Source organism: Rubrimonas cliftonensis (assembly GCF_900107585.1).
GTDB classification, from domain to species: Bacteria; Pseudomonadota; Alphaproteobacteria; order Rhodobacterales; family Rhodobacteraceae; genus Rubrimonas; species Rubrimonas cliftonensis.
In genome coordinates this window covers 15895-35779 of record NZ_FNQM01000023.1, presented here as the reverse complement: position 1 = coordinate 35779, position 19885 = coordinate 15895, and the positions used below count along the sequence as shown (strand labels likewise).

At 68.7% G+C, this 19885-nt stretch carries 16 protein-coding genes and 4 pseudogenes; 8 read left to right on the top strand and 12 right to left on the bottom strand.

Annotated elements, in window-relative coordinates; all coding sequences use genetic code 11:
* Nucleotides 1–74: 74 nt before the first annotated feature.
* From BLW43_RS24780 to BLW43_RS19610, 3 genes and pseudogenes are all read right to left on the bottom strand, one after another.
* Nucleotides 75–563 (bottom strand): annotated as a pseudogene (locus BLW43_RS24780) (SUMF1/EgtB/PvdO family nonheme iron enzyme).
* 65 nt (nucleotides 564–628) lie between these two features.
* A pseudogene (locus BLW43_RS24775) lies at nucleotides 629–775 on the bottom strand (SUMF1/EgtB/PvdO family nonheme iron enzyme); the annotation flags it as partial.
* 150 nt (nucleotides 776–925) lie between these two features.
* The gene (locus tag BLW43_RS19610) at nucleotides 926–1549 is read right to left on the bottom strand and encodes a type 1 glutamine amidotransferase domain-containing protein (protein WP_217632249.1); all 624 of its coding nucleotides are present in this window, start codon (nucleotides 1547–1549) and stop codon (nucleotides 926–928) included.
* Between the two features lie 128 nt (nucleotides 1550–1677).
* On the opposite strand from BLW43_RS19610, the gene BLW43_RS19605 reads away from it, so the two are divergent.
* Nucleotides 1678–2610 carry an IS5 family transposase gene (locus tag BLW43_RS19605; RefSeq protein ID WP_093256055.1) on the top strand — a complete coding sequence of 311 codons (933 nt, stop codon included), beginning with the start codon at nucleotides 1678–1680 and terminating at the stop codon, nucleotides 2608–2610.
* Between the two features lie 105 nt (nucleotides 2611–2715).
* Here BLW43_RS19605 and BLW43_RS19600 read toward each other — a convergent pair whose 3' ends face one another.
* The 7 genes and pseudogenes from BLW43_RS19600 to BLW43_RS19570 all read right to left on the bottom strand — a co-directional run.
* Nucleotides 2716–3420: a hypothetical protein gene (locus tag BLW43_RS19600; protein ID WP_093256054.1), complete on the bottom strand. Its 705-nt coding sequence runs from the start codon at nucleotides 3418–3420 to the stop codon at nucleotides 2716–2718.
* Nucleotides 3404–4414: a phosphate ABC transporter substrate-binding protein PstS gene (pstS, locus tag BLW43_RS19595; protein ID WP_093256052.1), complete on the bottom strand. Its 1011-nt coding sequence runs from the start codon at nucleotides 4412–4414 to the stop codon at nucleotides 3404–3406. The genes BLW43_RS19600 and pstS (BLW43_RS19595) overlap by 17 nt, the downstream gene beginning before the upstream one ends.
* An 8-nt stretch (nucleotides 4415–4422) precedes the next feature.
* Nucleotides 4423–5250: a phosphate ABC transporter ATP-binding protein PstB gene (pstB, locus tag BLW43_RS19590; protein WP_093256051.1), complete on the bottom strand. Its 828-nt coding sequence runs from the start codon at nucleotides 5248–5250 to the stop codon at nucleotides 4423–4425.
* 17 nt (nucleotides 5251–5267) lie between these two features.
* Nucleotides 5268–6170 carry a phosphate ABC transporter permease PstA gene (pstA, locus tag BLW43_RS19585; RefSeq protein WP_093256049.1) on the bottom strand — a complete coding sequence of 301 codons (903 nt, stop codon included), beginning with the start codon at nucleotides 6168–6170 and terminating at the stop codon, nucleotides 5268–5270.
* Between the two features lie 11 nt (nucleotides 6171–6181).
* Nucleotides 6182–7150 (bottom strand): phosphate ABC transporter permease subunit PstC, encoded by a 969-nt coding sequence (gene pstC, locus BLW43_RS19580; protein ID WP_093256048.1) that lies wholly within the window; start codon nucleotides 7148–7150, stop codon nucleotides 6182–6184.
* Nucleotides 7151–7234: 84 nt separating this feature from the next.
* Nucleotides 7235–8257, bottom strand: a complete 1023-nt coding sequence (gene pstS, locus BLW43_RS19575; protein ID WP_217632248.1) for a phosphate ABC transporter substrate-binding protein PstS — start codon at nucleotides 8255–8257, stop codon at nucleotides 7235–7237.
* A 459-nt stretch (nucleotides 8258–8716) separates the two neighbouring features.
* Nucleotides 8717–9379: pseudogene (locus tag BLW43_RS19570) on the bottom strand (IS66 family transposase); the annotation flags it as partial.
* Nucleotides 9380–9460: 81 nt separating this feature from the next.
* On the opposite strand from BLW43_RS19570, the pseudogene BLW43_RS23740 reads away from it, so the two are divergent.
* Both BLW43_RS23740 and BLW43_RS24770 read left to right on the top strand, forming a co-directional pair.
* A pseudogene (locus BLW43_RS23740) lies at nucleotides 9461–9913 on the top strand (IS110 family RNA-guided transposase); the annotation flags it as partial.
* Nucleotides 9914–9923: 10 nt separating this feature from the next.
* Nucleotides 9924–10100: a M48 metallopeptidase family protein gene (locus tag BLW43_RS24770; protein WP_093256046.1), complete on the top strand. Its 177-nt coding sequence runs from the start codon at nucleotides 9924–9926 to the stop codon at nucleotides 10098–10100.
* Between the two features lie 233 nt (nucleotides 10101–10333).
* On the opposite strand, the gene BLW43_RS19555 is transcribed toward BLW43_RS24770, so the two are convergent.
* On the bottom strand, nucleotides 10334–12661 hold the full coding sequence (locus tag BLW43_RS19555) for an adenosylcobalamin-dependent ribonucleoside-diphosphate reductase (protein WP_093256045.1): 2328 nt from the start codon (nucleotides 12659–12661) through the stop codon (nucleotides 10334–10336).
* Nucleotides 12662–12854: 193 nt separating this feature from the next.
* Here BLW43_RS19555 and BLW43_RS19550 point away from each other — a divergent pair, with 193 nt between their 5' ends.
* The 5 genes from BLW43_RS19550 to gcvP all read left to right on the top strand — a co-directional run bounded on the left by BLW43_RS19550 (nucleotide 12855) and on the right by gcvP (nucleotide 18563).
* Nucleotides 12855–13313, top strand: a complete 459-nt coding sequence (locus BLW43_RS19550) for a DUF1489 family protein (protein WP_093256043.1) — start codon at nucleotides 12855–12857, stop codon at nucleotides 13311–13313.
* Complete coding sequence (locus BLW43_RS19545) at nucleotides 13310–13903, top strand: hypothetical protein (RefSeq protein ID WP_093256042.1); 594 nt, start codon at nucleotides 13310–13312, stop codon at nucleotides 13901–13903. The genes BLW43_RS19550 and BLW43_RS19545 overlap by 4 nt, the downstream gene beginning before the upstream one ends.
* Nucleotides 13904–14081: 178 nt before the next feature.
* Nucleotides 14082–15245: a glycine cleavage system aminomethyltransferase GcvT gene (gene gcvT, locus BLW43_RS19540; protein ID WP_093256040.1), complete on the top strand. Its 1164-nt coding sequence runs from the start codon at nucleotides 14082–14084 to the stop codon at nucleotides 15243–15245.
* A 2-nt stretch (nucleotides 15246–15247) separates the two neighbouring features.
* Nucleotides 15248–15616 (top strand): glycine cleavage system protein GcvH, encoded by a 369-nt coding sequence (gcvH, locus tag BLW43_RS19535; protein WP_093256039.1) that lies wholly within the window; start codon nucleotides 15248–15250, stop codon nucleotides 15614–15616.
* 49 nt (nucleotides 15617–15665) lie between these two features.
* The gene (gene gcvP, locus BLW43_RS19530; protein WP_093256063.1) at nucleotides 15666–18563 is read left to right on the top strand and encodes an aminomethyl-transferring glycine dehydrogenase; all 2898 of its coding nucleotides are present in this window, start codon (nucleotides 15666–15668) and stop codon (nucleotides 18561–18563) included.
* A gap of 274 nt (nucleotides 18564–18837) precedes the next feature.
* Here gcvP and tsf read toward each other — a convergent pair whose 3' ends face one another.
* Nucleotides 18838–19746 (bottom strand): translation elongation factor Ts, encoded by a 909-nt coding sequence (gene tsf / locus BLW43_RS19525; RefSeq protein WP_093256037.1) that lies wholly within the window; start codon nucleotides 19744–19746, stop codon nucleotides 18838–18840.
* Between the last annotated feature and the right edge of the window lie 139 nt (nucleotides 19747–19885).

Sequence of the window (19885 nt, the reverse complement as noted above, 5' to 3'; positions counted from 1 at the left end):
CTCCGGCGGACAACCCGCCGGAAATCGATCAGGCCAAGGCGACACCTCGTAAATCTGGGTGTCGCCTTACGCCCTCAGTGACGTGTCCGGTGACATACACGATACCTCTGACAATAGTTCTCGCTGCGGAGACAGGATCCGCCCTTGATGGCGAACCTTGGCGCGCCGGGTGAGAAGGGGCTCTCCGTCCATTCCCAGACATCCCCGATCATGTCGCAGACCCCGGTGAGACCGGGCTCACAGCGCCCCGCCGGCGCGAGGCCGGCGACGCCGTCACGGCCGCGGTCGACGACGGGAAATGGACCTGTCCAGATATTGGCGCGCGCGCTTCAGTCCGGCGCCCGAACGCCGGACTTGGGATCCATCGGGTCGAAAAGACCGAGGCTCGCGGCATATGCCCACTCCACCACGTTCGGGATGCGCCCGCCCACCCGGTCCGCATGGGAGCGAGCCTCGGCGAGCGTGACATGCACGACCGGGTGAAGCGCGCGCCCATCGAGATCGGATCCGGCGCCGTCTGGAGTTCTCCATGTCGACGCCGGGCCGAGCGACCACCGGGACAGGAAAACTTCGGGAGTATCGCTTTCATCGAACCGCGCTGAGCCCAGGCGCCGTTCCGCAACCGTGACGTCCCTATTCCGGCGACAAAGGCGGCGAACTGGCTGTTGGTCACCTCATGCGCCTGCAGACGGAAGGGGGACACGAAGACCCATCTTGGTGGGCCTTCCTCCCGGTAGAGCGGATCGGTCCCCATCACAAAGTCCCCACCCGGCATCTTCGCGAGGGCGCCAAGGCTGTCCGCGCCCAGAACGCGGCTCGACACCCGCGCTTCAAGGGCGCCGATCGAACCGCGGCATTCAGCGCCCCAAGCGTCAGCGCGCCTCCGGCGAAGACCGCCACGGTGATGATCACCCGTTTCACGCGGCTAAGCATTTCTTTGGGTGGCGAGTTTTTCAAGGATTCGGTGAGACGTCTCGTACCCGCTGTTCTGGTTCTGTCCGGTGACCAGATTGCCGTCGATGGTGGTATGCGTCGCGAAATAGTCGCGCCAAGCATGTTGGGCCTCGAAGATTGCGCCCATCTTGCGCAATTCGGTTTCCGGGTGTTTGGGAGTGATCGCGATGCCGAAAGACTTGATCTGAGCGTCGGTCACTCCGGTGACGCGCCGGCCTGCCACGAGGGGGGCGCCGTCGATCCCTTTGGCTGACACAAGACCCAGGGCGCCGTGACACACTGATCCGAGGATCTTGCCAGCAGCATTCGCTCGAGTAATGACGTCAGCCAATTCACCACTCTGCGCAAGATCATAGGCCGCACCCCAACCGCCCGCCAAGAAGATCACGTCGTAGTCGTCGGGGTTTACATCTGAAATCCGCTTGGAGTTCCTCAGTTTCTCCATTGCGGCGGTGTCCACCATGAATCTGCGGTCATCTGAGCAAGCCAGTGGCCAGTTCCACGACCAAGGCTGAATTGGTACTTCGCCTCCCTTGATCGAGGCGATCTCCACATCCATTCCTGCATTGATGAAAGCAAAGTAGGGTACAGTCAATTCAGATCCGAACGCGCCCGTCTTACTGTCTGTTGGGTCCATCTTGTCGTGACTGGTACAGGCTATGTTGCGCAAAGGTGGCTGGCGGAGGGATTCACGTCGCGAATCCAGCGTGATAGCCGGGGTGGATGAGCAAGCCGACACCCCCGACGTACAAGACCACGAACTGGCGGAGCTACAATGAGGCGCTCAAGCGCCGCGGCTCGCTGACTATCTGGTTCGATCCCGCCATGCGTTGGGAGGGGGCGCCGACGGGCAAGCGCGGGCGCCGTCAGCTGTACAGCGACGCGGCGATCCAAAGCTGCCTGACGCTGAAGGTCCTGTTCGGCATGGCGCTGCGGCAGACGACCGGGTTCGTCGAGAGCCTGTTGCGGCTGATCGGCCTGGACTGGGGCGTGCCCGACTTCAGCACCCTCTGCCGCCGGCAGAAAACCCTGGCCGTCAACATCCCCTACAGGGGCTCGAACGGCCCGCTGCACCTGCTGATCGATAGCACCGGGATCAAGGTCGAGGGCGAGGGCGAGTGGAACGCGCGCAAGCATGGCGGCTCGAAACGCAGGGTCTGGCGCAAGATCCATCTCGGGATCGACGAGCAGACGCTGGAGGTTCGCGCCATCGAGGTCACCACCAGCGACATCGGCGACGCGCCGATGCTGCCCGAACTTCTCAGCCAGATCGCCGCGCACCACGATGTGGCCAGCGTCACAGCTGATGGGGCGTACGACACGCGCAAGTGTCATGAGGCCATCGCCGAGCGCGGCGCCGACGCGGTCATCCCACCCCGCAGGAACGCCCAGCCCTGGAAGGAGACCACCGCGGGCGCCGCGGCGCGCGATGAGGCCCTCCGGGCGTCACGCCGCCTCGGCCGCGCGATCTGGCGACGATGGAGCGGATACCACCGCCGAAGTCGCGCCGAAACGAAGATGCATTGCGTCAAGCTCCTCGGTCAGCGGCTCATGGCCCGCGACTTCGACCGTCAGGTCGCAGAGCTCCATGTCAGGGTCGCCGTCCTGAACCGCTTCACCGCCCTCGGCATACCCGTCACCGCAGCCATGGGATGAGTCCGTCCGGGGAAAGGGGAAATCCGGCCCAGCCGTGATTTGCTCAACAGAGTCCCAAACAACGAAAACTCCGCATTCAATCAAGGCCAAAGCGCGCCGCCCAGATCAGGCGGCATGGCGGCTGCGCAGGAAGACGGGATCGAGCGTGCGCGCGAGGTGTCGCCGCAGTCGACGCTCCATCAGCGCGATCTCCAACGGCGCAGTCCAGCGCGCGCGGGGGATCGCTCGGCAGCGCGCGGAGATCCGCGCCAGCGCCGGCGCGCCCTCTGGGGTGACGACGAGCGGCGGCCTGCCGGCCCGCACCAGCGCAAAGCTGGCCATGAGCGTCGCCGTGCGCTGGTTGCCCTCCAGAAACAGCTGCGGCGCGCTGACCACCCGAACATAGAGCGCGGTCGCCCAGACCAGCGGCGGCGCCCTGTCGGCGCGGCTCACCCAGTCGAAGAAGGCGTCGGCGCCGGCGGCGCGGTCTTCGTAGAACCGGCGTTCGGTCAACGCGAGGTGCCGCTTGAAATCCGCGCGGCGCGCCGGGTCAGTGCCGCACAGCACCCGGTGGTTGAGCTCTATCAGCCGGTGCGAGGCGCCCAGTGCGAACAGGTCGACGCCGCTCGCCAGCATATCGTCGAGCAGCGCATACCCGTCGAGCATCCAACGCAGGATCTCTGGCGAGAACGCCTCCCGACCCGCGACCCAAGCCGGCGGCGCAGCCGCGGCCAGCGCATCCAACGCTCGCGCGACGGCGTCGAGATCGATGACGACGCCGCCGTGCGAGGCTGGGATTTCGCCGTCGCGGCGCTCAGTCGAGAGCGGCAAGAATGTCGCGGGCACGCTCTGCCGCGGGCTCAGGAAGGCTCAGATAGCCCAGAGTGTCGGCCATGGGCTGGCCTTCGGTGAGGCTCCACTCCAGAAAGCGCCGAAGTGCGGCCGTTCCCTCGCCCGCCTCCCTGTCGGGGTTCACCAGCGCCCAAGTGTAGCCGATGATGGGATAGCCGGTAGGCGCGTCGGCGACGATCAGGCGTCCGTCCTCTGGCAGCAGCGAAGCGGCGCCCGCCAGCGCGGCGCGGCCTGTCGCCTCGGTCGGAGCCACAAAATCGCCCTCGCGGTTCTCGATCAGCGCCGCCGGCAGGCCCAGCGCGCGCGCGAAGGAGTATTCAACGTATCCGATCGCATACTCGGTGATCGCCAGCCGAGCCGAGACGCCCTCGTTGCCCGGCGCCAACATGGCGCGCGGGAAATCCACCAGCGTCCCCGGCCTGAAGCCCGCCGTCGACCAGGCCGGGCTGGCGCTGTTCAGGAAGGTGGAGAAAATGTAGGTGGTGCCGCTGCCGTCGCGCCGGGTGACCAGCGCGATGGTGCGGTCGGGCAGCGCAAGGTCGGGGTTCGCCGCCTGGATCGCGGGGTCGTTCCACGCAGTGATCTCGCCAGCGAAGATCCGCGCCAGCGCTTCGCGCGACAGGCGCAGCGCGCCCGAGACGCCCGGCACGTTGTAGGCGACCACCACCATGCCCGCGGTGGTCGGCACATGCAGCACACGGTGGCCCAGCGCGGCGATGGCCTCGTCGGTCATCGGCTGCTCGGTGCCGCCGAAATCGACCAGCCCGGCCGAGAACCGCCGGATGCCCTCGGAGCTTCCCACGGAATCGTAGCTGACGACGATATCGGGATGGTCCGGGTTGAAGCGGTCGATCCACGCCCGATAGAGGTTTGCGGGAAACGTCGCGCCGGCCCCCTGCACCATGACCTGCGCAGGCGCAGCGACGGCGGAAAGCGCAAGGGCGAGCGCGGCGAGGACGAGGGGGGTGCGCATGGCGGGCCTCAGCTGAACTGGCCGCTGACGTAATCGCGCGTCAGTTTCTCGCGCGGTTCGTCGAACAGCTGCTTCGTGGGGCCGACCTCGACGAGGAAACCGGTGCGTCCGCCCTGGCTGATGTCGACCGAGAAGAACGCGGTGGTGTCGGCGACGCGCACCGCCTGCTGCATGTTGTGGGTGACGATGGCGACGCTGAAGTCCTGCTTCAGCTCCAGCATCAGTTCCTCAACGATGCGGGTCGCGATGGGGTCGAGCGCCGAGCACGGCTCGTCCATCAGCAACACCGAGGGCTGCGTGGCGATGGCGCGCGCGATGCACAGGCGCTGCTGCTGCCCGCCCGACAGCGCGAGGCCTGACTGCTTGAGCTTGTCCTTGACCTCCTTCCAGAGGCCGGCCTTCTCCAGCGCGCTCTGCACGCGCTCGTCCATGTCGCCCTTGAAGCGGTTGAGGCGCAGGCCGAAGGCCACGTTCTCGTAGATCGACATCGAGAACGGGTTGGGCTGCTGGAAGACCATGCCGATGTAGCGGCGCACCGCCACCGGGTCGACGCCCTTGGCGTAGATGTCCTGCCCCATGAAATCGACCGTGCCCTCCAGCCGGAAGATCGGGATCAGGTCGTTCATGCGGTTGAGGCTGCGCAGGACGGTGGACTTGCCGCAGCCCGACGGGCCGATGAAGCCTGTGATCTTGCCCTTTTCCACGCCAATGCGGCTGTCGCGCACCGCGAGGAAGTCGCCGTAGAAGATCTTCGAGACATCCGCGCGGATCGCGTAGTCGCGATCCGGCAGAATGCCGGCGTCGGAGGCGGGGATGTCCACTGCGGCGAGGCTCATGGCGGGCTCCTGTCGGATCAGAGTTTCGGCGCGCCGAACAAGCGGCTGAGGATGTTGAACACGAGCACGATAAGCACCAGCACCAGCGAGGCCGCCCAAGCGAGCTCGATCTGGTTCGGGAACGGCATGCCCGAGAAGTTGAAGATCAGGATCGACAGAGAGGCGGTCGGCTCGAACAGACTCTCGATCCAGAAGCTGGAGAACAGCGCGGTGAAGAGGATCGGCGCCGATTCGCCCGCCGCGCCCGCCACCGCCAGCATCACCCCGGTCATCACGCCGGGCAGCGCCGCCGGCAGCGTGACCTTCCAGGCCGCCTGTGCGGGTGTGCAGCCCATGCCGACCGCGGCGTCCTTCATGCGCTGAGGCACCATGCGCACCGCCTGCTCGGCGGTCAGCATGACGGTGGGCAGCATGCCCACGGCCAGCGCCACGCCGCCGGCGATGGCGCTGTACGTGCCCATCGACAGCACGAGAAAGCCGAACACGAACACGCCGGCCAGGATCGACGGGAACCCCGTCAAGGTCTTGGCCACGAAGCGCACGATCGAGGCCAGCGTGCTTTCCGGCGCGACTGCGCCGAGGAACACGCCGCCCATGACGCCGATCGGCACGCTGATCAGCCCCGCGATCCCGACCATCACCAGCGTTCCAAGGATCGCGTTGCCGAAGCCCCCCCCGGCCATGAAGCCCGCCGGCGGCAGCGAGGTCAGCGTCTCGAAGCTGATGCGGGTGCCGCCCTGCGAGATCAGCATGTAGAGCACGGAGAACAGCGGGATGGCGGCGATCACGGCCATCAGCCACAGCACGCCTGTCATCAGCCCGTTCACGACGTTGCGCCGGTCGCCGAAGCTGTGGCGCATTTGCGGCGCCGCGGCGCGCGTGTCGGCGGAAGCCAAGGCGGCGGCGGGAATGTCGGTCATGGCGGCGCTCCTCAGTTGACTGTCTGGCGAGACGTGAACTGCATGACCAGCACGCCGAGCATGTTCACCACCAGCGTCAGCGCCAGCAGCACGACGGCGGCATACATCAGCGCGCCCCGCTCGATGTCGCCGGCCTCCGGGAAGGTCGAGGCCAACAGCGCCGCCAACGTGTTAGCCGGCGCGAACAGCGACCAGCTGATCTGGTTGGCGTTGCCGATGATCATGGCGAGCGCCATCGTCTCGCCCAGCGCGCGCCCGAAGCCAAGCACAAGCGAGGCGAAGATGCCGCCCGATGCGGTCGGCAACATCACCTTCACGATGGCCTCCCACCGCGTGGTGCCCATGCCGTAGGCGGCCTCCTTGACCTTGTAGGGGATGAGCCGCAGCGCATCCTGGCTGATGGCGGCGACCGTCGGCAGCACCATGATCGCCAGCACGATCACCGCAGGCGCAAGCCCAGGCCCGCCCATGGAGGTGGAGAAGGGCGGAAACCAGCCGAAACTGTCGTGAAGCCAGTTGGCGGTTGGCCGGATCGCCGGGATCACCACGAAGATGCCCCACAGGCCGTAGACCACGCTCGGGATCGCCGCCAGCATCTCGATGATGGTGCGGAACACGACCGCCACCTTGCCGGGCAGGAAGTCCTGCGTGAGGAAGATCGCGATGGCGACGCCGAACACGCCGGCGATGATGAGCGCGAGGATCGAACTGTAGAGCGTGCCCCAGATCTCCGCGGCGATGCCGAACTCGCCCCGGCCAGGCGACCAGACGGCGCGGCCGAGGAAGCCGAAGCCCTCGCGCACCATGGCCGGCAGGGCCTCGCCGCCGATCACGACGATGATGAAGGCCAGCAGCAGCAGGGTCGCTGCGCCAACGCCGTAGGCGGCGCCGCGAAACACCCGGTTGGCGAGCAGCTCGCCGGCCGAGGGCGGGCGGGTGATCACGCCGGCCTTGTCAGCACCCTTGTCGCTGGATCGCATGGGCGTTGCTCCATTATGGGTCGTCATCGATCGTCACGGCTCATGCGAAGGCGACCGGCGCGGGGCCGGCCGCCTGCGTCGACCTTATTGGATCTCGGCGATCTTGGCGCGGTTGCTTTCCTTCACGGCGTCCGGCAGCGGCACGTAGTTGAGCTCGGCCGCCATCGCCTGACCGTCGTCCATCGCCCAGGTCACGAAGTTGCGCAGCGCCTCGGCCACCTGCGGGTCGCCGTGGTTCCGATAGAACAGCATCCAGGTCATGCTGGTGATCGGATAGGCGCCGGGATCGGACGGATCGGTGACGTAGACGAAGAGCTCGTCGCCGGAGAAGTCGCCGCTCGACAGCGCCAGCGTGCCCGCGTCGTTCGACGGCAGGATGAACTCGCCCGAGGCGTTCTCGAGCATCGCCATCGGCGTGTTCGACATGCGTGCGAAGCCGTACTCGACATAACCCAGCGCGCCCGGCGTCTGCATCGTGGTCGCCATGACGCCGTCGTTGCGCGGCGCGCCGACGAAATTGGCCAGGTTCGGCCACTGAACCGTGGTGCCGACGCCGATCTCGCTGGCGAAGGCCTCGTCGATGGCGGACAGGTGGTTGGTGAAGATGAAGTTGGTGCCGGCGCCGTCCGAGCGGCGGACCACCGTGATCTGCATGTCGGGCAGCGTCACGCCGGGATTCGCCGCCACGATGCGCTCGTCGTTCCAGCGGGTGATCGCACCGCGGAAGATCTCGGGGTAGACCGAGCGCGGCAGGCGCAGTTCGCCCACGTCGGGCAGGTTGTAGGCCAGCACCACCTTGCCGGCGGTGGCGGGGATGACGACGAGGCCGCCCTCGACCGAATCCATCTGCTCCTGCGTCATCTCGGCGTCGGAGCCTGCGAAGTCGACAGTGCGGTCGATAAAGGCGCGGATGCCGGCGCCGCTGCCGGTCGACTGATAGTCGATGCGCACGCCGCTGTTCTGCTGGCTGAACGCCTGCGTCCAGGTGGCGTAGAGCGGGAACGGGAAGCTGGCGCCCGCCCCGTTCACCCTGACGCTCTGCGCGGAGAGGGAAGAAGCGGCGCCGGCGAAGATCAGCGCGGCTGCGGCTGCGAAGCGGAAGAGCATGGAGGCCTCCATCAATGCTGTCAGGCCGATGTACGCTTCGATCGATGACAACATCATGACAAATTCAATTTAAATCCACAAACGTTTGGCGCCCAAAAATAATTGGCCGCACCTTCCAAAACAACGGCCTGCCACATGCGTGATTGTTAATTAAGACGCCTCGCGCCTGAATTATTGCAAGTAAACGTTACAAGTAATATATGGCGTTTGATAATATTTATATAAAATTTTATTCATATCGTGTGGAATTTTTGGGCAGAAAGGATCGTGTTTTGGGGTTTCTCAGTGTCGACTATTGAATTCGTCGCACTCCCGGTGCAGTTGATCAGTGCCAGGAGATTCTGTTGCTGAGAAGCGGCAAGATGAGGGATTCACCTCGCGAGTCCAGCATGATAGCCGAGGTGCATGAGCAAGCATACACCCCCGACTTACAAGGCACCCCTCCGGTGAGAGCCGCGGCTAGGCGGCCTTGACGGCAAGGTTTGTCTGGGCGGCCCGGTTCCATGGCAGCAGCTCGTCGAGCTTTGACATTGGCGTGCCGGCGATGCGGGCGAGGACGTCGGCAAGCCAGGCCTGTGGATCGACGTCGTTGAGCTTGGCGGTGACGATCATTGTGTAGAAGAAGGCGGCGCGGTCGCCGCCGCGTTCGGAGCCGGCGAAGAGCCACGCCTTGCGTCCGAGGGCCACGCCGCGCAGCGACCGCTCGGCCGAATTGTTCGTGAGGCAGATCCGTCCGTCGCTCAGGACTTCAGGAGACGGTCGCGCAGCGATCGGGCGCGCCTGTGGCGCGACCGAAGGCGGATGAAGGCCCGAAGGGCCGGTGAAGCCGTCCCATCGGGTGAGCATGTAGTCCATGGCCTTGGCGACAGGGGCGTGCTTCGACAGTCGGGCGCGCTCGGACGTCATCCAGTCGCGCAGGGCGGCGACGAGCGGCGCGACCTCCGCCTGGCGGACGGCGAGCCGCTGGCTGGCGGGCATACCGTTGACGGCGCGCTCGATGTCGAAGACGGCGTCGATGCGGGTCACGGCCTCGAGCGCCAGCGGCGAGATCGGCGGCGCCTTGCCGCCGCGCCGGGCGTTGGCGGCGATATCGGCCAGTTCGAAGAACTTGCGGCGCGCATGATGGCATGGATGCCCCCGCTCGCCTCACCTCAACCGCTGGCGCAAGCTGCGAGGGCGTTGGCTGAGAGAAAGGAGCGCTTCATGCCGAACGACATCGCCCTTGTGGGGCTCGACATCGCCAAGTCCGTCTTTCAGGTTCATGCTGCAGCCGCGGACTGTCGGGCCGTCCTGCGGCGCCGGCTCAGGCGCGAGGAGGTCGAGCCCTTCTTCCGCGCCCTGCCGGTGTGCCGGATCGGGCTTGAGGCCTGTTCCGGAGCGCATCACTGGGGTCGCCTGTTGCGCGCCATGGGTCACGATGTCTGTCTGCTTCCGGCGCAGTACGTCAAGCCCTACGTCAAGACCAACAAGAATGACGCTGCAGACGCCGAAGCGATCTGCGAGGCGATGACGCGGCCGACCATGCGCTTTGTGCCGATCAAGGAAGCCGTCCAGCAGGAGGTTCTGGTGATTCACCGCGTCCGCGAGATGCTGATGCGCCAGCGCACCCAGCTGATAAACGGCATCCGCGGCCACCTCGCCGAGTTCGGCGTTATCGGCCCGGAGCGTGCGCTCCTACACCACGCTCTGGGACACTATCACGCAGGCCATCGACTATGTATTGACCCATGAGCTGGCGCATCGGCTGGCCCATCACCACGGGCCTGCATTCTGGCGGCTGCTGGAGCGGGTCATCCCAGACTGTTATGAAAGAAAAACGGCGCTTGAGAAGGCGGAGCGATAACGTGCAACGCGACAGATCGTGGCGACGAGCAGCGCTTCCTTGAACCGGTGAGCAAATGATTGGCTTAGTCAGCCTAATGCAGTTGTTGCAAGGCAGATTTCTCCTCAGACAGCTGGAATTTCGCCTTCCCAGCCGTTTTCAAGCCCAATGGCAATCTTTTCTTCAATTCAATGGCAATCTTTACCACCAAATGGCAAATTATTTTCAGCGGCTACACACAACCACATCCCTTTTCAACCTGAACACTTACTGAAGCCGCAGTCCCCGCAGGTGGCGCAGCCTTCGGTCATGTGGAGGTTGGTGGAGCCGCAAGCGGGGCAGCCTGGGCCGCCGGGGCGCTCGCCGACGCGCACGGCCTGCGCCTCGGGGTCCGTCTTCAGGCCCAGGCCCTCGCCTTCCAGAAAGCCGATCTCCACGAGATGCCGCTCGATCACGCCGCCGATCGCGGCGAGGATCGACGGGACATAGCGGCCGCCCATCCAGGCGCCGCCGCGCGGGTCGAAGACGGCCTTCAGCTCCTCCACCACGAAGCTCACGTCGCCGCCGCGGCGGAAGACCGCGGAGATCATCCGCGTGAGCGCCACGGTCCAGGCGTAGTGCTCCATGTTCTTGGAGTTGATGAATATCTCGAAGGGCCTTCGCCGCCCGCCCACGATGACGTCATTGAGCGTGATGTAGATCGCATGGGCGCTGTCGGGCCATTTCAGCTTGTAGGTGGCGCCGGGCAGCGCCTCGGGGCGCTCCAGCGGCCGAGCCATGTAGACGACGTCGCCGCCGGTCGCGGCCTCGCGCGTTGGCGCCGCGTCCTCCGCCGCGGGGCTGACAGCCGCGACGACGCCGGCGGAGGCTTCCGCGGGCGCGTCGGCGGTGAGCGACAGCACCGAGCCGGTCACGGCGTTCGGCCGGTAGGTCGTGCAGCCCTTGCAACCGGACGCGTAGGCGAGGCCGTAGACGTCCTTGAAGCTCTCGAAATCGATGTCGGCCGGGCAGTTGATCGTCTTGGAGATGGAGCTGTCGACATGGGCCTGCGCAGCGGCCTGCATGCGCACATGGTCAGCCGGGCTCAGGGTCTGGGCGTCGACGAACCACGCCGGCAGGGGCGCGTCGCGGCCCCTGAGTGCGCGCCACCGCGCCACGGCGTAGTCGACCACCTCCTCCTCGGTGCGGCCGCCGTCCTTCTGCAGCACCTTGCGCGTGTAGCTCGCGGCGAAGATCGGCTCCACGCCGGAGGAGACGTTGCCGGCGTAGAGCGAGATCGTGCCCGTCGGCGCGATGGAGGTCAGCAGCGCGTTGCGCAGGCCGTTCTCGGCGATGAGCGCGCGGGTCTCGTCGTCGAGCGCGGCGACGTGCGGCGCGGCGAGGATCGCGTCGCGATCGTAGAGCGGGAAGGCGCCCTTCTCGCCCGCGATGCGCGCCGACGCGCGGTAGGCCGCCCGCGAGATCAGCGCCATCCAGCGCCCGGTGAGCGCCGCCGCGCCCTCCGACCCGTAGCGCTCGCCGACCATGAGCAGCGCGTCGGCGAGGCCCGTCACGCCGAGGCCGATGCGGCGCTTGGCGCGCGCCTCCGCGGCCTGTTGCGGCAACGGGAAGCGCGAGGCGTCCACGACGTTGTCCATCATCCGCACGGCGTCGGCCGTGAGCCCCTCCAGCGCCGCCTCGTCCAGGGCGGCGCCCTCCGCGAAGGGCTCGGGCACGAGGCGCGCGAGGTTGATAGAGCCGAGCAGGCAGGCGCCATAGGGCGGCAGGGGCTGTTCGCCGCAGGGGTTGGTCGCCGCGATGGTCTCGCAATAGCTGAGGTTGTTCAGCGCGTTGATGCGGTCGATGAAGATTACGCCGGGCTCGGCCACGTCGTAGGTCGCGCGCATCATCGCATTCCAGAGGTCACGCGCCGGCAGCGTGCGGTAGACCCTGCCGTCGAAGGCGAGCTCCCACGGCCCGTCCGCCTCCACGGCGGCCATGAAGGGGTCGGTCGCGAGCACCGAGAGGTTGAAGTTGCGCAGGCGCACGGGGTCGCGCTTGGCGTCGATGAAGTCGAGCACGTCGGGGTGGTCGCAGCGCAGCGTCGCCATCATCGCGCCGCGACGCGCGCCGGCGGACATGATGGTGCGGCACATCGCGTCCCAGACGTCCATGAAGGACAGCGGGCCGGAGGCGTCGGCCGCGACCCCCCGCACCGGGGCGCCCTTCGGCCGGATCGTGGAGAAGTCGTAGCCGATGCCGCCGCCCTGCTGCATCGTGAGCGCCGCCTCGCGCAGATGCGCGAAGATGCCCTCCAGCGAATCGGGCACCGTTCCCATCACGAAGCAGTTGAACAGCGTCACCGAACGGTCGGCCCCGGCGCCGGCGAGGATGCGCCCCGCCGGCAGGAACCGGAAGTCCTCCAGCGCGGCGTGGAAACGTGGCGTCCAGGCCGCCGGGTCGGCCTCGACCGAGGCCAGCGCCTGCGCCACGCGGGACCAGCTGTCCTCCACCGTGGCGTCGATCGGCGCGCCCTCCGGAGACTTGAGCCGATACTTCATGTCCCAGATCTGCGCTGAAACCGGCGCCGCGAAACGATCCATCAATCCTGCCTGTGGTTGTCTACGCGTGAACATCCTACGAACGCGGCTGACGGCGGTCAACGCCGGACGGAGGCGCCCCGGACAGGGGTTCCGACTTGAAACCTTTGCGTTTTCGACGTCCCCACGTCGCAATTTGCTGGCGTCGGAGGGGGTGTCTCCTCTATAGGTAGTACGACTAAAGGAGTATGAGGTCATGGCCGCCGTGGGGCAGCTGCATCTCTTGAAAATCTGCGTCGGCGCCGCCGTCGTGGAGGATCTTGAGGCGTGGCAGGCGCTGCGCGCCCCGCTCGACAGGGCGGCGGGCCGGGCCGGCGTCGCCCATGTCACGCGGATGTGGCCCCGGCGCGCGCGCGAGCTGCTCGACGGCGGCTCGCTCTACTGGGTCTTCAAGGGGCTCGTTCTGGCGCGCCAGCGCATTCTGGCCCTCGAACCCGCGACAGGGGAGGACGGCGTGACGCGCTGCGCGATCGTGCTGGACCCCGACCTCGCGCGGGTCGCCCCGCAGCCGCGCCGACCCTTCCAGGGCTGGCGCTACCTAACGTCCGCCGAGGCGCCGCCGGATCTCGGCGCCGCCGTCGGGACGGACGCGCTGCCGTACGAGATCGAAGCGGCGCTCGCCGACATCGGCGTCACCGCCAGGAGGGCTCGATGATGCTGGACACCGACCTCATGGACGTCCTGGGCCCGGTGCGCGACGTGCATGTGGCGGCCATCCTCGAATCGATGGCCTCCGAGCTTTCCGCCGGCGCCGACGTCGACGCCGAGCCGGTCGACCGTGACGGCGACGGACGCATCCGCCGCCGCGCGCCCCTCAGCCTGCCCAGCCGCTGCGACCTGCGCGTGAGCCGCGACGGGCGTATGATGACGCTGCGCGCGCTTTCCAGCCGCTGGCTGTGCTTCGAACCCATCGCATTGCCGCTTTCCGAGCGCGCGGCGGCGCGGGTGGCGCCGTTCCGCTGGGGCGCGGCGACGGTCGAGGCGCGCCACGCGCTCGCCAAGCCCGACTGGACGCCCGTGCGCCTTTGGTATCTCGAATGGTTCCAGGCGCGTTTCGGCGAGGAGAGCCCCGACCTGCTGGGCGTCGTCCATGCGCTCGAAGGGCCGGAGACGGCGCCGGACGGCTGGCGCTTCACGGTGGACCTCGGCTCGGCCTCGGTCGCGGGCTTCGTGGCGATGCTTCACGCCTTCGGCTCGACCGGCTGCTCGGATATCCGCGTCGGCGAGGCCGCGATCGCGCTCTGAGCGGGGCCTTCGGCGCCGGCCGGCTCTCCCATCACGCCGATGCGCAGCGCGCCCGCGCGATCCTGCGCAGGAGCCTCGCTCTGCCTGAGACAGTTGAACGCGCAACGGGCGCTCGCGCCCGACTTGTGAGGCCTCACCCGTTCGAGTAGTTTCTATCGGAAACGGGAGGCGCGATCCGATGGCTAACCCTCAATCGAGGCGACCGCCGGCCCACCAGGACGCCGCGCCGCCGCCGGGCGAGGCCGCGCTCGAGACGCCGCTCGCAGCGCTGCACGCGCGGCTGGGCGGCGTGATGGTCGATTTTGCGGGATGGTCGCTCCCGGTGCGGTATCCGGCGGGAACCCTCGCGGAGCACGCCGCATGTCGCGAAGGCGCCGCCCTCTTCGACGTCTCGCACATGGGTCAGCTCAGGCTGGAGACGCAAGGCGGGGCGACGGCCGCCGCGCAGGCGCTCGAAGCGCTGTGTCCCGGCGGGCTGGCGACGCTGAAGCCCGGCGACGCGCGCTACACCCAGTTCACCAACGAGGCCGGCGGCGTCATCGACGACCTGATCGTGAGCCATGCCGGCGACAGCCTGTTTATCGTCGTGAACGCAGCCCGGCGCGAGGCCGACCTCGCCCGCCTCGCGGAGGCGCTGGACCCCGACGCGACCGTGACGCGGCTCGATCGCGCGCTGCTCGCGGTCCAGGGGCCGAAGGCGGCGGCGCTGGTCGGCGAACTCGTGCCGCAGGCCGCGGCGTTGCGGTTCATGCAGACCGCAGCGGCGGAGTGGCGCGGCGCCGAGGCGCGGGTTTCGCGGCTCGGCTACACCGGGGAGGACGGGTTCGAGATCTCGCTGCCGACCGGCGCCGCGGAGCCGTTCGCAGAGGCGCTCATCGCCGCCGGCGCGGTCCCCGCGGGCCTCGGCGCGCGGGACACGCTGCGCCTTGAGGCCGGTCTGCCGCTCTGGGGCCACGAACTCGACGAGACCACGACGCCGGTCGAGGCGGGGCTCGCATGGTCGATCCCGAAGCGCCGACGCGAGGCGGCGAACTTCCCCGGCGCCGCCGTGATTCTGCGCCAGATCGCGGAAGGCCCTGCGCGGCGCCTCGTCGGCGTGCGCCCCGACGGCGCCGCGCCGGCGCGCGAAGGCACGGTCGTCACGGCGCGCGGCGCGCCCATCGGCGCGGTCACCTCCGGCGGCTACGGCCCTACCGTCGGCGGCCCGGTCGCAATGGCCTTCGTCGCCGCCGCCGTCGCCGAGCCCGGAACCGCGCTGGAGTTGGTCGTGCGCGGCAAGCCGCGCCCCGCCGGCGTGGTGCCCCTGCCCTTCGTCCCCCACAGGTATTTTCGCGGAGCCTGACCATGACCACCTACTACACCGAAGACCATGAGTGGCTCAGGGTGGAGGGCGACGTCGCGACGGTGGGCGTCACCGTCCATGCCGCGACGCAGCTCGGCGACGTCGTCTTCGTCGAGATGAAGGAGCCGGGAGCGGCCGTCGCCAAGGGTGACGAATGCGGCACGGTCGAGTCGGTCAAGGCCGCCTCGGAGATCTACGCCCCGGCCTCCGGCGAGATCGTGGAGGTCAACGCCGGCCCGGTCGACAACCCCGCCAGTCTGAACGCAGATCCCGAGGGCGCGGCATGGCTCTGCCGCATCCGCCTCAGCGACCCCGGCGAACTCGCCGGGCTGATGGACCGCGCCGCCTACGACGCCCTCACAGGAGCATGACCCCATGCCGACGCCAGAGTACTTCACCGCACGGGCCGACGCGCTGGGCATGGACGCGCCGCGCGCTCCGCTGAGCGCGCTTGAGGACGGCGCGGCCTTCGCACGCCGCCACATCGGCCCCGACGCCGCCGAGATCGAGACCATGCTCAGCGGACTTGGCGCGCACAGCCTCGCCGCGCTGATCGACGAGACCGTGCCGGCCTCGATCCGCATGCGCAGGCCGCTCAATCTGCCCGAGCCGCTCACCGAGCAGCAGGCGCTGGCGACGCTGCGCAAGATGGCCGACGCCAATGTGGTGGCCCAGCCCATGATCGGCATGGGCTATCACGGAACCCACACGCCGCCGGTGATCCTGCGCAACGTGCTGGAGAACCCGGGCTGGTACACCGCCTACACGCCTTATCAGGCGGAGATCAGCCAGGGCCGGCTGGAGGCGCTGCTGACGTTCCAGCAGATGACCATGGACCTCACCGGCTTCGACCTCGCCAACGCCTCCCTTCTCGACGAGGCGACCGCCGCCGCCGAGGCGATGACCATGGCCCGCCGCCTCTCGAAGTCGAAGGCCGACGGCTTCTTCGTAGACGCCGACACCCACCCGCAGACCATCGCCGTGCTGCGCACCCGCGCCGAGCCGCTCGGCCTGAGGGTCATCGTCGGCGAGCCCGGGGCGCTGGCGCCCGCCGAGCTGTTCGGCGCGTTGCTGAGCTACCCCGGCTCCTCCGGCGCGGTCCGCGACTGGCGCGGCGCCATCGCGGCGCTGCACGAGGCCGGCGCGCTCGCGATCATGGCGACCGACCTGCTGGCGCTGACGCTGCTGACGCCGCCCGCCGCGCTCGGCGCCGACGCCGCCATCGGCTCGGCGCAGCGCTTCGGCGTGCCGATGGGCTTCGGCGGCCCCCATGCGGCGTTCTTCGCAACCCGAGAGGCCCACAAGCGCGCCTGCCCCGGGCGGATCATCGGCGTCTCGCGCGACGCCGAGGGCCGCCCGGCGCTGCGCATGGCGCTGCAGACCCGCGAGCAGCACATCCGCCGCGACAAGGCGACCTCGAACATCTGCACCGCGCAGGCGCTGCTGGCCGTGATGGCCGCCTGCTACGCCGTCTGGCACGGGCCGGAGGGGCTGACGCGCATCGCCCGCCGCACGTCCCGCCTCGCCGCCATCGCGGCCGAGGGGCTGCGCCGCGCCGGCGTGACGGCGCCGACGACGGGCTTCTTCGACACCGTGACGGTGCAGGGGGTCGACGCCGCCGCCATCGCCGACCGCGCCGAGGCCGAGGGCCTGCTGCTGCGCCGCGTCTCCGATGACCGGCTGGCCTTCTCGTTCGACGAGACGACGACGCGGGCGCATGTGGAGGCGCTTTGGCGCGCCTTCGGCGTCAGCGCCGATATCGATGCGCTGGACGCCGGCGTGGGCGACGCGATCCCCGAGGCGCTGCGCCGCCGCGCGCCGTTCCTCACCCATCCCGTATTCCACGCCGGCCGCTCCGAGACGCAGATGCTGCGCTGGCTGCGCCGGCTTCAGGGCCGCGACATCGCACTCGACCGCGCGATGATCCCGCTCGGCTCATGCACCATGAAGCTGAACGCGACGGCGGAGATGATCCCGATCACCTGGCCGGGCTTCGCCGACATCCACCCCTTCGCGCCCGCCGCCCACACCCTCGGCTACCGCAGGCTGTTCGCGGGACTGGTGTCGCAGCTGCGCGAGATCACGGGCTTCGACGCGGTGTCGCTCCAGCCCAACGCCGGCAGCCAGGGGGAGTATGCCGGGCTGCTGGCGATCCGCAGCTGGCACCGCAGCCGCGGCGCGGGGGGGCGCGACATCTGCCTGATCCCGGGCTCCGCCCACGGCACCAATCCCGCCTCCGCCGTCATGGCCGGCATGACGGTGGTGCTGGTGGCCTGCGACGAGCGCGGCGACATCGACCTGCGCGACCTGCGCGCCAAGGCCGAGGCCCACGCCGAGAGGCTCGCCGCGCTGATGGTCACCTACCCCTCCACCCATGGCGTCTTCGAGGCGGGCATCGTGGAGGTCTGCGAGATCGTCCACGCCCATGGCGGACAGGTCTACATGGACGGCGCCAACCTCAACGCGCTCGTCGGCCTCGCACGGCCGGCGGACATCGGCGCCGACGTCTGCCACATGAACCTGCACAAGACTTTCTGCATCCCCCATGGCGGCGGCGGCCCCGGCGCCGGGCCCATCGGCGTGAAAGCGCATCTGGCGCCGTTCCTGCCGAGCCATCCGGTCGAGGCCCCGAACGCCGCGGACGGCGCGGTGGGCGGCGCCCATGGCGGCGGCGCGGTGGCGGCGGCGCCATGGGGCTCGGCGCTGATCCTGCCGATCTCTTGGGCCTATGTCGCGATGATGGGCGCGGCGGGCCTGAAGCGGGCCACCGAGGTCGCCATCCTGAACGCCAACCACATCGCGCGGCGGCTCAGCACGCATTTCCCCGTGGTCTATGTCGGCGAGAGCGGCCGCGTCGCCCACGAATGCATCCTCGACCTTCGAGAGATCAGGGCGCGCACGGGCCTCGGCGTGGAGGACGTCGCCAAGCGCCTCGTCGACTACGGCTTCCACGCCCCCACGATGAGCTGGCCGGTGCCGGAGACGCTCATGATCGAGCCCACCGAGAGCGAGAGCCTCGCCGAGCTCGACCGCTTCTGCGAGGCGATGATCGCCATCCGGGACGAGATCGCCGCCGTCGAGCGCGGCGAGATCGCCGCCCTCGACAGCCCGCTGCGCCACGCGCCCCATACCGAGGAGGCGATCATCGGCGAGCGCTGGGACCGGCCCTATCCCCGGCGGCTCGGCGCGCTCCCCGCGGCCGCGGACGGCGTCGACAAGTACTGGCCCCCCGTCGCCCGCGTCGACAACGCCGCCGGCGACCGCGTGCTCGTCTGTGGCTGCCCGCCGCCGGAGGCCTACGCCGAAGCGGCGGAATAGCCCGCAGGCCGGGTGCACAAGCATCAACGCCCCGGCCGCAGGACCGGGGCGCGCCACGGCGACTTCGAGAACAAGCGCCGTCCTGCGCTCGCCCCGGGACCCCGAGGAACGAAGCGCTCCATGGACGATTGGCGTCCCATCACAGACCCGCCATGCGACGCGCCGGCTGCGCCCAGACACTCGCCGACACGCCTACACGGCGCGAGGCCCTGGCTCAGGGCCGGGGCCTCGCGCCGCTTGACCCGTTGCCGCCAGACTGCGCGCGCGCCGCTCCTCAGCCCTTGAGGGTCTTGGCGACCTCGGCCGCGAAGTCTTCCTCCTCCTTCTCGACGCCCTCGCCGACGGCGAGCCGAGCGAAGGACGTGACCGTCATCTCGGTCCCAACGGCCTTGCCAGCCTCGGCGACGGCGGCCTCGACGGTCAGATCGGGGTTGATGACGAAGGCTTGTTTCAGAAGGCAGACTTCCTGGAAATACTTGTTCATGCGGCCGACGATCATCTTGTCGATGACGCTGTCAGGCTTGCCGCTCTCGCGGGCCTGTTCAGTCAGCACCTGCTTCTCGCGCTCGACCAGCGCGGGGTCAAGATCGGCCTCCGACAGCGAGGCGGGGCTGGTCGCGGCGACATGCATGGCGACCTGGCGGCCGATCTCGGCGGCGGCGGCCGGGGCGCCGGTCCTGATCGCGACCAGCACGCCGATCTTGCCCATGCCCGGCGCAACGGCGTTGTGGACATAGGCCGAGACAGCGTCCGCCTCGACGCGCTCGAAGCGGCGCAGGCCCATGTTCTCGCCGATGGTGGCGACCTTGTCGGTGATGATCTCGGCCACGGTCTTGCCGTTCATCGGCGCCGCCTTCAGCGCCTCCACGTCGCCCTCGACGCCGAGCGCGACCTGGGCGATTTCGGCGACCATGCTCTGGAAATCGGCGTTGCGCGCGACGAAATCGGTCTCGGAGTTGACCTCGACCACGACGCCCACGCCGCCCTTCGTCGCGACGGCCGCGAGGCCCTCGGCGGCGGTGCGGCCCGACTTCTTCGCCGCCTTGGCCAGGCCCTTGGCGCGCAGCCAGTCGACCGCCGCCTCCATGTCGCCGTCGGTCTCCGTCAGCGCCTTCTTGGCGTCCATCATGCCTGCGCCAGTGCTGTCGCGCAGTTCCTTAACCTGAGCCGCCGTGATCGCCATCTCTGTGTCCGTCCCTTAAACAGCGCTGGCGGCCGGTCCGTCGCCTGGGCGGGACGGACCGGGCCGTGCGCGTGGTCTAACCAGCAGACGCCGCGGCCTCAAGCGCCGCGAGCGTCATCGTTGCGTCGCAATGAAGGCC

Coding starts and splice junctions, on each gene's coding strand:
- BLW43_RS19605 (WP_093256055.1), top strand. CDS start 1,678: ATGAGCAAGCCGACACCCCCGACGTACAAGACCACGAACTGGCGGAGC.
- pstS (WP_093256052.1), bottom strand. CDS start 4,414: ATGCGCACCCCCCTCGTCCTCGCCGCGCTCGCCCTTGCGCTTTCCGCC.
- pstB (WP_093256051.1), bottom strand. CDS start 5,250: ATGAGCCTCGCCGCAGTGGACATCCCCGCCTCCGACGCCGGCATTCTG.
- pstA (WP_093256049.1), bottom strand. CDS start 6,170: ATGACCGACATTCCCGCCGCCGCCTTGGCTTCCGCCGACACGCGCGCC.
- pstC (WP_093256048.1), bottom strand. CDS start 7,150: ATGCGATCCAGCGACAAGGGTGCTGACAAGGCCGGCGTGATCACCCGC.
- pstS (WP_217632248.1), bottom strand. CDS start 8,257: ATGCTCTTCCGCTTCGCAGCCGCAGCCGCGCTGATCTTCGCCGGCGCC.
- BLW43_RS19555 (WP_093256045.1), bottom strand. CDS start 12,661: ATGGATCGTTTCGCGGCGCCGGTTTCAGCGCAGATCTGGGACATGAAG.
- BLW43_RS19550 (WP_093256043.1), top strand. CDS start 12,855: ATGGCCGCCGTGGGGCAGCTGCATCTCTTGAAAATCTGCGTCGGCGCC.
- BLW43_RS19545 (WP_093256042.1), top strand. CDS start 13,310: ATGATGCTGGACACCGACCTCATGGACGTCCTGGGCCCGGTGCGCGAC.
- gcvT (WP_093256040.1), top strand. CDS start 14,082: ATGGCTAACCCTCAATCGAGGCGACCGCCGGCCCACCAGGACGCCGCG.
- gcvH (WP_093256039.1), top strand. CDS start 15,248: ATGACCACCTACTACACCGAAGACCATGAGTGGCTCAGGGTGGAGGGC.
- gcvP (WP_093256063.1), top strand. CDS start 15,666: ATGGACGCGCCGCGCGCTCCGCTGAGCGCGCTTGAGGACGGCGCGGCC.
- tsf (WP_093256037.1), bottom strand. CDS start 19,746: ATGGCGATCACGGCGGCTCAGGTTAAGGAACTGCGCGACAGCACTGGC.